Here is a 13,058-nt window from a genome sequence, read left to right as displayed (position 1 = left end):
CAACACTATGCAGTACTCGGTAACTCCCGTTGACGCACACCTTGGCGTAACCTCTTGGATGTCGCACGTCCGAGAGGACAATAACAATATAAGGAGTGACTCCATGTCGACGTTTAAGAAGACAACCCTCGTGCTTGCTCTGGCAGGAGCCTCGCTCGCCAGTACCGCCCAGGCCAATGAAGTCGAAGTGCTGCACTGGTGGACGTCCGGTGGTGAAGCTCGCGCTGCCAACGTGCTTAAAGAGTTAATGGAAGCTGAAGGCTACGGCTGGCAGGATTTCGCCGTGGCCGGTGGCGGCGGAGAAACCGCCATGACGGTGCTTAAATCCCGTGCCATGTCGGGCAACCCACCCTCCGCCGCCCAAATCAAAGGCCCCGAAATTCAGGAGTGGGGTGAGCTTGGCCTGCTCGGTGACCTGAACGGCGTTGCCGATGCGGAAGGTTGGGATGAACTGCTGCCGGAAGTCGTGGCCGATATCATGCGTCACGACGGCAAATACGTGGCGGTGCCCGTCAATGTGCACCGGGTAAACTGGTTGTGGGCCAACCCGGAAGTGCTGGAAGCGGCAGGGGTAGAGATGCCCACCACGCTGGATGAGTTGTTCGAGGCAGGCGAGGCGATCCGCGAAGCGGGCTTCGTACCGTTGGCTCACGGCGGTCAAGCTTGGCAGGACGCGACCGTATTTGAAAGCGTGCTGCTGGGTGGCCAGGGCAGCGAGTTTTACCAGCAGGCATTGGTAGATTTGGATCCTGAAGCCCTGGGTGGTGAACAAATGATCGATGCCCTTGAAGACTTCAAGCGTATGCGCGAGCTGATGGATGAGGGTATGTCCGGTCGCGATTGGAACATTGCCACTGCGATGGTGATTGAGGGAGTGGCCGGCTTTCAGCTGATGGGCGATTGGGCAAAAGGTGAGTTCACCGCGGCAGGGCTGACCGCCGGCGAAGATTACCTCTGTGCCGCAGCGCCGGGCACCGAAGATGCGTTCACCTTCAACATCGATAGCCTGGCCATGTTCCGGGTCACCGACGACGAAGAGCGCGAAGCGCAGCAAGCGTTAGCCCGACTAGTGCTTGAGCCTACCTTCCAAGAGGCGTTTAACCTTGCCAAGGGCTCAATTCCTGCGCGGCCTGATCTGGACATGAGCGAATTCGATAGCTGTGCCCAGCAGTCGTTGGCTGATTTCCAGCGCACCGCCGAAGAGGGTGGCTTAGTGCCCAGTATGGCTCACGGTATGGCCGTACGCGCGGATATTCAGGGCGCCATTTTTGACGTGGTGACTAACTACTTCAACGACGCCGATATGCCCGCTGAAGAAGCGGCAGAACGTATGGTGAGCGCCGCCGAAGCGGCCTCTTTCTAGGCTTTTCTAGCGCTTGCGTTCTCCAGGCGCCGCTGCAATGGCGGCGTCTATTCTGCTTAGCAAGAACACTATTTTGCTTAGCAAGGACACTATGTTGCTTGGCAAGGATACTTCTCCATGAGAGATTCCCTCCCCATGAAAAATACCTCTGCGTCGCCTTTAGGGGTTGGCGCTAAGCGGTCGACGCCATCCGGCGGTTTGCAGGCGTGGCTGCCTCGTCTGGTGCTGGCACCGTCGGTGGCCATTTCGCTGTTCTTTGTTTACGGCTTCATGTTGTGGACATTCGTGCTCTCGCTAACCAGCTCACGCATGCTGCCCAGCTACGACTTTGTCGGCTTTGGTCAATATGCACGCCTTATGGCCAATGAGCGCTGGTGGGTTGCCTCGACCAACCTGATGATTTTTGGCGTGTTGTTCGTGGTAGTTTGCCTGGTGATTGGCTCGCTGCTGGCAATTCTGCTTGATCAGAAAATTCGCCAAGAGGGCGCACTGCGCACGATCTACCTCTATCCCATGGCGCTGTCGTTTATCGTGACCGGGGTGGTGTGGAAGTGGCTACTCAACCCGCAATTGGGTATTCAGGCCATGGTCCAGAGTTGGGGCTTTGAATCGTTTCGCTTTGATTGGATCACTGACCCGGATATGGCGATTTATACCCTGGTGATTGCCGCCGTATGGCAGGCGTCAGGCTTTGTGATGGCGCTATTTTTAGCCGGGCTGCGGGGTATCGACGACAGTATTATCAAAGCCGCACAACTAGATGGCGCTAGCCTGCCGCGGATTTATTGGCGCGTGGTGATGCCGTGCCTGCGCCCGGTGGTGTTCAGCGCCGTGATGATTTTGGCCCATATTGCCATTAAGAGCTTTGACCTGGTCGTTGCGCTCACCGGCGGTGGGCCGGGTTATGCCACCGATTTACCCGCCACCTTTATGTATGCCCATGCGTTTACCCGCGCGCAGATTGGCTTAGGCTCGGCCAGCGCCATGCTGATGTTGGGCGGCGTGCTGGCGATTTTGATTCCTTATCTCTACTCCGAATTAAGGAGCCGCAAGCATGGCTAATGTGATTCGTCGTCAGACGCCCGCTGCGCGGCTGGGCCGTGGCCTGCTCTATGGCGTGCTGATACTCGCCGCGCTGTTCTATATTCTGCCGCTGGTGGTGATGCTGATGACCTCGGTGAAGCCGCTGAGCGAAATCAGCGCCGGGTCGCTGCTCTCGTTTCCGCAAAATCCCACTTTCGCGCCATGGACGAAAGCCTGGGGCGAAGCCTGCACCGGCATGCGCTGCGAGGGGGTGGGTGGCTACTTCTGGAACTCCTTTGCGATCGTGATTCCAGCGGTGCTGATCTCCACCACTATCGGCGCCCTTAACGGCTATGCACTGACCAAATGGCGCTTTAAAGGCTCTGAATTAGTCTTCGCACTAATGCTTTTTGGCTGTTTTATTCCTTTCCAGGTGGTGCTGCTGCCCATGGCGCAAACCCTCGGCTGGCTGGGGATCTCCAGCTCCCGAGCGGGGTTGATCCTGGTTCACGTGGTCTTTGGCATCGCCTTCACCACGCTGTTTTTCCGCAACTTCTACGTGGGTATTCCCAATGAGCTGGTCTCTGCTGCCAAGCTGGATGGTGCCGGATTCTTCCGCATCTTCTGGCGCATTCTGCTGCCGGTTTCCGCGCCTATCATCGTGGTGTCGGTAATTTGGCAGTTCACCCAAATCTGGAACGACTTTCTGTTTGGCGTAGCGTTTTCAGCCCACAACACCCAGCCCGTTACCGTGGCGCTTAACAACCTGGTGAATACTTCCACCGGCGTTCGCGAGTACAACGTGGATATGGCGGCGGCAATGATTGCCGCGCTGCCTACCCTGGTGGTGTACGTGCTGGCGGGAAAATACTTCGTGCGCGGGCTGACAGCGGGTTCGGTTAAAGGTTAGTTATTTTAAAAGCCTAACAAAAATAGGGTTCCTTATTATGGCAGCGTTAGAAATCCACAACGTACGCAAAGAGTTCGGCAGCGAGCGGGTGCTCAAAGATGTCAGCATTTCGATCGATTCCGGCGAGTTCTTGATTCTGGTTGGTCCCTCAGGCTGCGGTAAGTCCACGCTGATGAATGCCATTGCCGGGCTTGAGCCGGTGACCTCTGGCAATATCTATATCGATGGCGAAGACGTGACCTGGCGCACCCCCGCGGATCGGGACATCGCCATGGTGTTTCAGTCCTACGCGCTTTACCCCAGCATGACCGTACGCCAGAACATCAGCTTCGGGCTTGAGATGCGCAAGGTGCCCAAAGCCGAGCGGGAAGCAGCCGTGGAGCGGGTAGCCGACTTACTGCAAATTACTCACCTGCTGGAACGCAAGCCTGCGCAGCTCTCCGGCGGCCAGCGTCAGCGGGTAGCCATGGGGCGGGCGCTTGCTCGGGAGCCCAAGGTCTACCTGTTTGACGAGCCGCTCTCTAATCTGGATGCCAAGCTGCGTGTGGATATGCGTACCGAGATCAAAAAACTCCACCAGCGCCTGGGTACCACCATCGTTTACGTTACCCACGACCAGGTCGAAGCCATGACCCTGGCCGACTGCATTGCGGTGATGCGCGACGGCCATATTCTGCAGCTCGGCTCGCCGGATGAGGTCTACAACAACCCGGTGGATATGTTTGTGGCGGGTTTTATGGGCTCGCCGTCGATGAATTTTATTCGTACCTCTCTGGAAAATAACAACGGCGGTTATCAACTGCGCATTGCCACGCCCGGTGAGGATGAGCTGGTGCTGCCCTGGCCAGAAGAGCGCATCGCCGCAGATATGGCCGAACGGCTTAACCAACCGGTTATTCTCGGCCTACGCCCAGAGCACTTCAGCGAAGAGGATGAGCGCTTAACGTCCCAAGCGGAAGGAACGCTGCTGAGCGCCAGTGTGGCGGTAGTCGAACCTACCGGGGCGGATATCCTGCTGCGTTTACCCTTGGGCGAACAGGAAGTGACTGCCCGTGTTGGGCCCAAATGCGCGGTGGCGGCAGGGGAGCGCTTATCGCTGCGTGTTGATATGGGCCGGGCGATTCTATTTGATGCGGAGACCGAGCAGCGTATTGCGTAATCAACTTGGTTTGAACCTGTTGTGAAATAGTAAGGCCCTCTGCTGGTTTCAGCAGAGGGCCTTTTTTACAGTTGCCTAAAGGTTTTAGCTGCAGGTATCACTTTCGGATAAGCCGCAACTCGCCATTGAGCGCCTTGATAATCGAGTAGCACAATAGCAACATCACAATCGAGAACGGAATAGCGGTGGCGGTGACCCCTGCCTGAAGCGCGGTCAGACCACCACCGATAAGCAGCACAATCGCGATCAGGCCCTCGATGACTGCCCAGAACATACGCTGTGGCCGCGGCGCGTCGATTTTACCACCGGCGGTGATGGTATCGATAACCAGAGAGCCGGAATCCGAGGAGGTGACAAAGAAGATCAGCGCCAGGACGATACCCAGGGTCGACATTAGGCCCGTCAACGGTAGCTCGTTCAGCATGCCGAACAGCGAAAGCTCGGGTCTGTAGTTGTCGATGACATACTCTTTCACCAGGCTGCCCGCCGGGTCAGCGTAGAGCTGTTCAAGGGCGGTCGAGCCAAAGACGCCCATCCAGATAAAGATAAACAGACTGGGAACCAGCAAAACGCAGAGGATAAACTCACGCACCGTGCGCCCCCGAGAAACACGAGCAATAAACATCCCCACAAAAGGTGCCCAGCTAATCCACCACGCCCAGTAGAAAATCGTCCAGGACTGACGGTAGGCATCGTCCTCGCGACCGAAGGGCGCGGATAGAGGAATAAAGTCCGTGACATAGGTGGTAAGCCCCGACCAGAAGCCGCTTAGCGCCAAAAGCGTGGGACCAGCGAAGAGCACGAAAAAGAAGAACAGAACGGCCAGGATCATGTTGATCTCGGAGAGCTTCTTCAAACCGCCCTCAAGACCGCGCCAAACCGACACCAGCGCCACCGCCGTTACCAGAATGATGACGATGACCTGGGTTAAGGTGCTGACTTCCAGGCCGAAGACAAAGTTCATCCCCGCATTGGCCTGCTGGGCGCCGAGCCCGAGGGACGTTGCCAGCCCGAAGAGGGTGGAAAACACCGCCAGGATATCGATCACATGGCCCCACCAGCCCCAGACACGCTCGCCGAGGATGGGAAAGAACGCCGAGCGAATCGAGAACGGTAGGCCCTTGTTATAGGTAAACAGGCCCAGCGCTAGCGCCATGACGATATACACCGCCCAGCCATGGATACCCCAGTGGAGATAGGTGCCGGCAAGCCCTAAGGCACTGGCATCAGCAATCGCCGCTGGGTTTAGCTCACCGTCAGCACCAAACGGGGACTCGACGCCCAAGGGCAGCGAGACATTGGCATGGTAAACCGGCTCGAGTACGCCGAAGAACAGCAGGCCGATGCCGATGCCCGCGGTGAACAGCATAGCGAACCAGGAGAGATAGCTGTGATCCGGTCGGGCATCGGCCCCGCCCAGTCTGACTGAGCCATAAGGCAGCACCACCAGTGCTAAGCAGAACAGAATAAAGAAATCGACCAGGATCATGAAATACCAGTCCAGCGTTCCCGTAGAGAAGGCGACAATGGACTGGAAAACGCTTTCCGCTCGCTCTGGAAACAGCAGGGTGAGGATGATGAAAATGGCCGAAGCAAGCGCGGAGACCACAAAGACGCGGTTGTGGATGTCGAATCCGATGGGGCCAAACTGCCCCTTGATATTGTCTTGACCGACAATATAGTCGGTCTGCATATCGCTCGCTGCCGAAGGCGACTCTGATTCATTAGGATGGTTCATACACTGCGTCTCTTCATTGGAGGATGCCATGATAAACCTCCATCATGAGGATAATCAGCGTTGAATCCCATCTAGTGGTTAAAAAACAGCTTGTGGAGGTTGTTTTATCAACGGCTCTGCGGCACTTTATCTTTATCCAACTGCTTGATCTGCCGCCATAAATCTTGGCGCAGATCGGCAATCTTGGGCTGTTCATCGACAGTGAAGGGCACCGGACGGCAGAGCCGCTGGGCGCGTAACCCAAGGCGCGCGCTAAGCAGCCCGGTGGCGAGGCCTTGGCCTGCGCGTGCGGAGAGGCGGCTGGCTAAATCCAGCGAGAGCATATCCATACTGGCGTCGGTGGCCAATTCGCTGGCACCGGCAAAAGCCATGTTGTGCAGCACGTTACGAAACAACCGCAGGCGGCTGGCGTAGCCCAGCTCAAGGCCATACAGGCGGCAGAGTCGATCCACCATCGCCAGGCTGCGCCAGGCTACCAGCGCCATATCCACCAGCGTTAGCGGGCTGATGGCGACCATGATGGCGGTTTCACCGGACATACGCGTAATCAGGCGCTGGGCCTCGCGGTCACGCGGTGTTAGCAGGTGATAACGCAGCAGTGTCTGGATCTCCTCACCACTATGGTGGGGTTGGCTAGCGCGTTGAAAGGCCAGCCAGTGCGGGTCATCGTCGGCTAGTTTAAGTTGGCGCCTCAACTGCTCGGCCATGGCCCGGGCCTGTTTGGGTGAGCGCAGCGGCAGTTCGGCAAGGTCGCCGCGCAGTTTGTCGTGGCGTTTAAGGCGGCGCAAACGCCCCAACTCTTTCAGCAGTGAAACGCCCCCTAGACCAATCAGGCTAATCCCGAACAACTGCCAGGCAATGGCGAGCCACTGTGACTGAGCCATCGCATCAGGAATGCCGGTGACCAGCTCGGCTGTGCCTAGCCCGGCACCACCCACCAAGGCAAATAGCAGCCCCCAGCGGCGTTTACGCGGGGCACCTAAACTGGCAGCAGGTAGCGCTTTATCTTCGGGAAGGGGCGCTAGCGGATGGTGCTCGCTAGTGCCAGCAAAGGCTTCGCGCTGGCGCAAGAGCGTCTCCGCATCAGCGGCCTCTTCGGGCTGGTCATCCAACGTAAAGTGGCGCCGTGGCTGTGGGGTTGTCATGTCAGTTTATCTCCAATCAGCCAGTCGATGGCGGCGTCCATGCGAATATGATCCAGCGCTTCTGAAGTGGTTTGCATCGGGCGAAAGCCGGGGAAGTCAAAGCCCTGCTGCTGCCAAAAATCGGCAGCGGGCAGCCGGGCGGGCACATCGCCGGGGTAAACCAGCACCTCTTCGCCTTCCAATGTGGTGCCTCGCAGAGCAGGTGAGCGCTTACCCTCATGGGTCACCTCGCGGGCTTCCGTGGCGCGAATCGCTGCCAGCGAGAGCGCTTTGACCGGTACGTTGGCAAAGCGTAGATCTTTGAGTGGCTCTGCCAGCAGGGCCTCTAACAGCTGCACCAAGTGGCCGTGTTGATCGGGAGTGACGTGATCGGCTTTGGTGGCGGCAATCGCCAGGCGGTCTATTTTAGGCGCGAACAGGCGCGTCAGTAGACTGCGTTGACCATAATCAAAGCTGTGCATTAACTGGCGTAGCGCACTGGAAAGGTCTTCAAAGCGCTCCGGCCCGGCATTGAGTGCGCCAAGCACGTCCACCAGTACAATCTGGCGGTCAAAGCGGCGGAAGTGGTCGCGATAAAAGGGCTTGACCACCTGCTGCTGGTAGTAGCGAAAGCGAGCTGCCAGGGTAGCGTAAAGGCTGTTGGCGGGCAGTGCCTCAAGCGCTTCTCTGGAGGTATCAAGTTGAGTTGAATTAAGCTGCGGTAGCGGGAAAAACTGCAGCACAGGCGCCCCTTCCAGCTCGCCCGGCAGCAAAAAACGCCCCGGCTGCAGGTCGGAGAAACCGGCCTTTTTGGCGCGGCGCAGGCCCTGGGCGTACTCCTCGGCCAGAGCGGCGAGCTGAGCCTCATCCGCCTCGCTTGCAGGGTCGAGTTGTTCCACCGCTGCCAGCCACTCACTGAAAAGACCGCGGCGTTGTTCACCTGCGTACATGGCCTGGGCTTTGCTCCAGCTGTAAAAGTCATGCTGCAACAGCGGTAAGTCGAGCAACCACTCGCCGGGGTAGTCGAACAGGTCGAGAGTGAGGTGGGCAATTTCTGGGGTTAACCAGCCGCTGCGGGCAGGGCGGTAGCGTAGCTGTAAGCGTAACTCGCTGATCCCGCGGGTGGGCTCCGGCCAACGCGGGGGCGTATCGCGCAGTGCAGCCATGCCGGGGTCGTAGGGAAAACGCGGCACGCCCAGGTCGGGCTGGTTAAGCCGCTGGGCGCCGAGCAGGCGGCCTTCCCTGGCAGCGGGCAGCAAATCGAGCCGCGCCTCAACGCCAGCGTGACGCAGTTGATTGACCAGCGAGGTCAAAAAAGCGGTTTTGCCTGCTTGCGAGAGGCCCGTTACCGCTAAGCGCAACTGGCGATCCCGCCCCCGCTCTAACAAATTGCTCAGTTCGCGACTTAACGGCTGACGCATCCTTTCGATCCTTTTATGGCTCTTGCCAACTTAACGCGGTCCCGTCTCTATTCAAAACTGGGTCTCTTCATAATCAGCCCAGTTCAAAACAAGCCGGGCTGTATGACCATTACTGGCGAAACATTAATAGTAGCTGTGAAAGCATCGGTAGGGTGGCAATCAAAAAGCCGATCCCCGCCAACGTGTAGCCCGGCCAGCGGCGAGTCATTTTTTGCGCCAAGGTAAGACCCACTAAACACACCACCATGCCGATTAAATTAAAGGCTAGCGTAGCGGCCTCTAGCCATTGCTGCGGATCCATTGGATCTCCCTAGCTCAAATGAAAGTGAGCGCATGATAGCAAAATATTGATGAACCGAAGGTTAACCGCGGCTGAGGGTGGTGCCTAACAGGTGCTGTGCTCCGGGCACCAGCCAGACCGGGTCTAGGCGCGTATTGGCCGCTTCAACGCAGATAAACTGGCGTGCTACCTCGGCGGGAGTGTCGCTGGGCAGGTCGTGGTTGGGATGCCACACCACGGTGGAGTCGCTGGACTGTTTGCCGATGCGCAGGCTGCGCTCGCCATCGTTGAGCAGCACGGCTTCATTGGTGTGATAAATGCGGTCAACGGCGCCCTGAACGGCCAGCGTGCCCTGCTGCTCACTCTCAGCAAAGTCGCGTAGTTTGTCGAGATAGCGGGCGCCGGAAAGGCCTTCCAAGCGGCACTGATGGGTGTCAGCAACGGCTAAATAGGTGTGCAGCGCACCGCTGGTTTTGATCGGCGTTTCGCCGATGTTTTCGCTAATCAGCTCAACGTTTAAGCGCTGTGCGTTGGCTTGTACCACCAGGCGCGCTGTGAGCACTGTATGCAGGGGCTGCGCCGGGGAAAGATGGAGTTCAATTCCCTCGGCGTGCTCATCCACGGCGTCCAAATGCCATTCAGCGTGGCGGGCAAGGCCATGGAAGGGACCGTCATGGTTGGGGCTCTCATCGGCATAGCGCTCGTCGGCGAACCACGGCCAGCAGAGCGGAATACCGCCCCGGATAGCACCTGGCAACGCCTGTGGCGTAGGCGTCAGCCATAACCAGTCGGTGTCGCCTACAGGGCAGAAGTGCAGCACTTGAGCGCCCTGGAAGCTAATCACCAACTCGCCCCACGGCATATTGAAAAGCACCACGTCTCGGCCTTCCCACTGGGCCGTTTGTTGCCCTTGAGTGCTTTTAACCAGTTGATTGAGCGAGTCGGGGATCATGAATTTTCCTTTAAGAGTTGCCAAGCAGCTATACCGGTAGGCGCCGAACACTAACGCTGTGTGCTATGGTAGAACAAGCGTGACTAGTAGGTAAAACACCTACTAACATACGTAGTGGAGATACATAGCTGAAATACGTACTTGAAACCCGTCATTAAATAGTAAGGAGACTATATGGGCTTTATTGCATGGTTAATTATTGGTGGTTTAGCTGGTTGGATTGCTGGCAACATCATGCGCGGCGGCGGTTTTGGCATCCTGGGTAATATCGGTGTCGGTATCGTTGGTGCGGTCGTGGGTGGTTTTTTGTTCAGCCTTCTTGGCCTCTCTTCTGGTGGCTTTATCGGTTCGCTAGTCACCGCGACCGTGGGTGCTGTGGTACTGCTTTGGGTAATCAGTAAGGTTAAAAAAGCGTAGCGATTGAGTTGCTACCTGTAAAACACCGCCCGGCCTTGTGCCGGGCGATGTCGTTTTATACTGACGCTATCGGTGTTTCGCGCCACTTCCGTTACACTGGGCGGCCTTATTCCGGCGCTTTGTCGGTGCCACTGTGTTTTTTTCGAGGTGCTTCTTGATCGACGCGTTAAATGCCTGGTGGGCCCAACAGCTCGTGCTGTGTGATTGGGCGTTTACTCCTCATCCGCTGGCGGTCGATGCAGGCGCTGCTGAGCAGCGTTTGCTGCAACTGGGAATTACCGATCGGGGAGAGCTGGCCGAACAGCTGTTTCACGGCCTGGGTGCACCTGCAGGTCGTGCCGATCGTCTATTAGGCGCGCTCGAGTGGGCTGCGCTTGCCGGAGCAGCGGGCTGGTTAGAAGCAGATCAGTCACGCGCCTGGGCGCACCATTTAACACGCCGTATTACCAGTGATTACAGCGATTTGCGCGCATGGCTCGCTGACCTGCGCCGTGCCCTGGGGGCAAGAGGCTGGGAAGTGGGTGCGGACGATCGCTTTATTGATGCCTGCCAGGCGCTTGCCAATCTCGAAACCGATGGCGAAGGCGTCACTTGGGAAGCCCTCGAAAACGCCTTGGCTAAACTTCCTGCCCCTGCGTCACTCTGGCCTCAACAGCCTCAGGCACAGAGCTGGCGGCTATGCGCGCTGTTTCGGCCAATCACTGTTTATCCTGCTAGCCATACCGACTGGCCCGACGCCACCGCGTGGCTGGCCCACGTATGGGATGTTCATGACCGCGACGCCCTGCTGGGGGGAATGCTCTGGCTAGGCGCACAGGGCGAGCGACAGCGCTGGGATATCGAAGCCCGTGAACTGCTGAGCATGGATAACGCTCAGCGCATGGAGTGGCAGCGCAGCGTAGTCGAAGAGTCGCCATATGCACCCGTACTGAATAAATTTGTAAACCAGGGAGAACCGCTGGAGTGGGCAGCCTGGGATTGGCTTCGACTTGTCGAGCTTGCCTGGGCGGGCGCTTGCTGCGGTTGGCTCAGTCAGGATGAGGCCGATGACCTGGCGGGACACGCCGCCGATTTGATCAGCCGCCGCTACCATGACTGGTACGCCGTCCTTAACGCCTATGGGCGTGGACAGAGCCTGTTTGATGGCATTGACCGGCGCGGTAAAACTCCCAGTGAGCGGCACCAGTTACTGCTGCACAGCGCTCACAGCCCCTGGAAGCGTTCGCCGGGTGAGCTATTGGATGAGCCCACGCGGAAGGCGTCTCAAACGCGTATTCGTGATTGGCGCAATACCCCTCACCACTGGCTGCTGGCATTAGCCAGCGTCCGTGAGCCGGATGTGATGCTGCGCCAAATAGACCCGTCAGCTGCGCTGCCAGAAGAGCAGCGAGCCGATGCGGCGCTCTATTTGCAGGAGTCGCTGGGTCTGCACGCCGATGAAGGTGCCCATGCGTTGGCGCGCTACTGGCTACCCGCTCAGGCGCATCATCTTAATCAACTGGCGGCTGACGCGGTGCATGGCGTTTTGCCACCCTCGCAAAGTTGGTTTGGCCAACCGACTCCGGAAGAGCTTAAACAGCGTAATGCCGTCAAGGGGGTGAGCCGTCACGCGGCCACTATCCATATGGCCGAAAAATTCGCTTTCTATCTGCATATGTCCCTCGATAGCGGCTTACTGGATCGTGGGCCATTAATGGAGTACGCCAGCGCGCTTCGCAGTTGCCTGTGTCGGTTTTACCCCAATGCCAAGCGCTTATTAGACGCATGGTTTGCCTGGGAGAGTTGCCTGCCCGAGCCCGAGCATGCATCGCTAATTAACGAAATTATTTGGCATATCGAAGACCCCGGTAGCCTGTTCCACTGGCTTGATTGGCGCCACGACGCCTGGTGTGAGCCGGGCAGCCGTCCCACCTTAAGCCACTTCACGGCCATGTCGCTGGTCGGGCCTTTAAACAGTGCCGTATGGAGCGAACCACAGCCCGAAAGCGCCCGTGAGTGCGCTGAAATCCGCGAGTGGGTAGAGAGCCATTATCACTTGAGCAGCGCTGGGGATATGCAGGAATTTTTGACCTATATGCTCGAGGCGGGGGATCGCCAGGAGTATCAGATCAACTATGCGCCTTACACCCTCAATACCGAACGTTTAAGCGCTGAAATCGCCATTCTTGAATCTGGCGACTGTGCTGAAGATGAGCACCACCATCTGCTTCGTTTACGTCGGGTACGCGACAACGAAGATGGCTGTAATGAAGTCGATATGGCGGCCTGGGATATTGCCCAGCTGGTCGATCTGGCGATTGCAGCACGGCAGCTTGGTTGGCTTGATAGTACTGCGTTTGCCAGCGTATTGGATCGCGCTTATCAGCTGGCGGCGGATCACTACGCCGGGTGGCAGGAGTATGCCATGGGCATGTACGCTGGCTTCTCGTTTTTTATGGGCGAAACCCCAGAAAGAGAGAGTTTTTTAGCCGGTTTTCGTCAAGCCCTGGTGGCCTGGGTATGTGGTGCGCCGGTCTTGGCCGGGCCGTGGGTCAGTCTCGATTTTCCGGGGAATAAACCGCGCCATTTTGCGCCACTGCATATTGATACGCTGCCGGGCGATCAGCGCACCTTACATTAGGCTCGCCAAACATAGGATAACTAGCTTATAGTCATGCGTGGGAAAATGAGT

The 13,058-nt window shown here is 57.7% G+C and carries 11 protein-coding genes; 6 read left to right on the top strand and 5 right to left on the bottom strand.

Annotated elements, in window-relative coordinates; translation table 11 throughout:
- The first annotated feature begins 103 nt into the window (after positions 1–103).
- The 4 genes from KO116_RS15575 (at position 104) to KO116_RS15560 (ending at position 4,455) form a co-directional block, all read left to right on the top strand.
- Positions 104–1,363, top strand: a complete 1,260-nt coding sequence (locus KO116_RS15575; RefSeq protein ID WP_035555959.1) for an ABC transporter substrate-binding protein — start codon at positions 104–106, stop codon at positions 1,361–1,363.
- A gap of 135 nt (positions 1,364–1,498) precedes the next feature.
- Complete coding sequence (locus KO116_RS15570) at positions 1,499–2,425, top strand: carbohydrate ABC transporter permease (RefSeq protein ID WP_035555957.1); 927 nt, start codon at positions 1,499–1,501, stop codon at positions 2,423–2,425.
- Entirely contained in the window at positions 2,418–3,296 is an 879-nt protein-coding gene (locus tag KO116_RS15565; RefSeq protein ID WP_035555955.1) for a carbohydrate ABC transporter permease, read from the top strand. The genes KO116_RS15570 and KO116_RS15565 overlap by 8 nt, the downstream gene beginning before the upstream one ends.
- A gap of 37 nt (positions 3,297–3,333) precedes the next feature.
- Positions 3,334–4,455, top strand: coding sequence for an ABC transporter ATP-binding protein (locus tag KO116_RS15560; protein WP_035555953.1), 1,122 nt, complete (start codon positions 3,334–3,336; stop codon positions 4,453–4,455).
- A 97-nt stretch (positions 4,456–4,552) separates the two neighbouring features.
- Here KO116_RS15560 and KO116_RS15555 read toward each other — a convergent pair whose 3' ends face one another.
- The 5 genes from KO116_RS15555 to KO116_RS15535 form a co-directional block, all read right to left on the bottom strand.
- Positions 4,553–6,193 (bottom strand): BCCT family transporter, encoded by a 1,641-nt coding sequence (locus KO116_RS15555; RefSeq protein ID WP_045812275.1) that lies wholly within the window; start codon positions 6,191–6,193, stop codon positions 4,553–4,555.
- Between the two features lie 107 nt (positions 6,194–6,300).
- Positions 6,301–7,338, bottom strand: a complete 1,038-nt coding sequence (locus KO116_RS15550; RefSeq protein WP_035555952.1) for a YcjF family protein — start codon at positions 7,336–7,338, stop codon at positions 6,301–6,303.
- The gene (locus KO116_RS15545) at positions 7,335–8,738 is read right to left on the bottom strand and encodes a YcjX family protein (RefSeq protein ID WP_035555950.1); all 1,404 of its coding nucleotides are present in this window, start codon (positions 8,736–8,738) and stop codon (positions 7,335–7,337) included. The genes KO116_RS15550 and KO116_RS15545 overlap by 4 nt, the downstream gene beginning before the upstream one ends.
- A 109-nt stretch (positions 8,739–8,847) precedes the next feature.
- Positions 8,848–9,039 carry a hypothetical protein gene (locus KO116_RS15540; protein ID WP_035555947.1) on the bottom strand — a complete coding sequence of 64 codons (192 nt, stop codon included), beginning with the start codon at positions 9,037–9,039 and terminating at the stop codon, positions 8,848–8,850.
- Positions 9,040–9,100: 61 nt separating this feature from the next.
- Complete coding sequence (locus KO116_RS15535) at positions 9,101–9,970, bottom strand: D-hexose-6-phosphate mutarotase (RefSeq protein ID WP_035555945.1); 870 nt, start codon at positions 9,968–9,970, stop codon at positions 9,101–9,103.
- A gap of 174 nt (positions 9,971–10,144) precedes the next feature.
- Here KO116_RS15535 and KO116_RS15530 point away from each other — a divergent pair, with 174 nt between their 5' ends.
- Positions 10,145–10,387, top strand: a complete 243-nt coding sequence (locus KO116_RS15530; RefSeq protein WP_035555944.1) for a GlsB/YeaQ/YmgE family stress response membrane protein — start codon at positions 10,145–10,147, stop codon at positions 10,385–10,387.
- Between the two features lie 154 nt (positions 10,388–10,541).
- Complete coding sequence (locus KO116_RS15525) at positions 10,542–13,007, top strand: DUF1266 domain-containing protein (RefSeq protein WP_035555942.1); 2,466 nt, start codon at positions 10,542–10,544, stop codon at positions 13,005–13,007.
- Positions 13,008–13,058: the final 51 nt, after the last annotated feature.

The sequence above is a fragment of the Halomonas sp. KO116 genome (assembly GCF_000734975.2).
In the GTDB taxonomy this organism is placed as follows: Bacteria; Pseudomonadota; Gammaproteobacteria; order Pseudomonadales; family Halomonadaceae; genus Vreelandella; species Vreelandella glaciei.
The sequence above is the reverse complement of the archived record's forward strand: the minus strand, read 5'-3'. Positions and strand labels throughout refer to the sequence as shown.

What these genes read in the sequence shown, in the direction of transcription:
- KO116_RS15570 (WP_035555957.1), top strand. Translation starts at nt 1,499, where the DNA reads ATGAAAAATACCTCTGCGTCGCCTTTAGGGGTTGGCGCTAAGCGGTCG.
- KO116_RS15540 (WP_035555947.1), bottom strand. Translation starts at nt 9,039, where the DNA reads ATGGATCCGCAGCAATGGCTAGAGGCCGCTACGCTAGCCTTTAATTTA.
- KO116_RS15555 (WP_045812275.1), bottom strand. Translation starts at nt 6,193, where the DNA reads ATGAACCATCCTAATGAATCAGAGTCGCCTTCGGCAGCGAGCGATATG.
- KO116_RS15530 (WP_035555944.1), top strand. Translation starts at nt 10,145, where the DNA reads ATGGGCTTTATTGCATGGTTAATTATTGGTGGTTTAGCTGGTTGGATT.
- KO116_RS15565 (WP_035555955.1), top strand. Translation starts at nt 2,418, where the DNA reads ATGGCTAATGTGATTCGTCGTCAGACGCCCGCTGCGCGGCTGGGCCGT.
- KO116_RS15545 (WP_035555950.1), bottom strand. Translation starts at nt 8,738, where the DNA reads ATGCGTCAGCCGTTAAGTCGCGAACTGAGCAATTTGTTAGAGCGGGGG.
- KO116_RS15575 (WP_035555959.1), top strand. Translation starts at nt 104, where the DNA reads ATGTCGACGTTTAAGAAGACAACCCTCGTGCTTGCTCTGGCAGGAGCC.
- KO116_RS15550 (WP_035555952.1), bottom strand. Translation starts at nt 7,338, where the DNA reads ATGACAACCCCACAGCCACGGCGCCACTTTACGTTGGATGACCAGCCC.
- KO116_RS15535 (WP_035555945.1), bottom strand. Translation starts at nt 9,970, where the DNA reads ATGATCCCCGACTCGCTCAATCAACTGGTTAAAAGCACTCAAGGGCAA.
- KO116_RS15560 (WP_035555953.1), top strand. Translation starts at nt 3,334, where the DNA reads ATGGCAGCGTTAGAAATCCACAACGTACGCAAAGAGTTCGGCAGCGAG.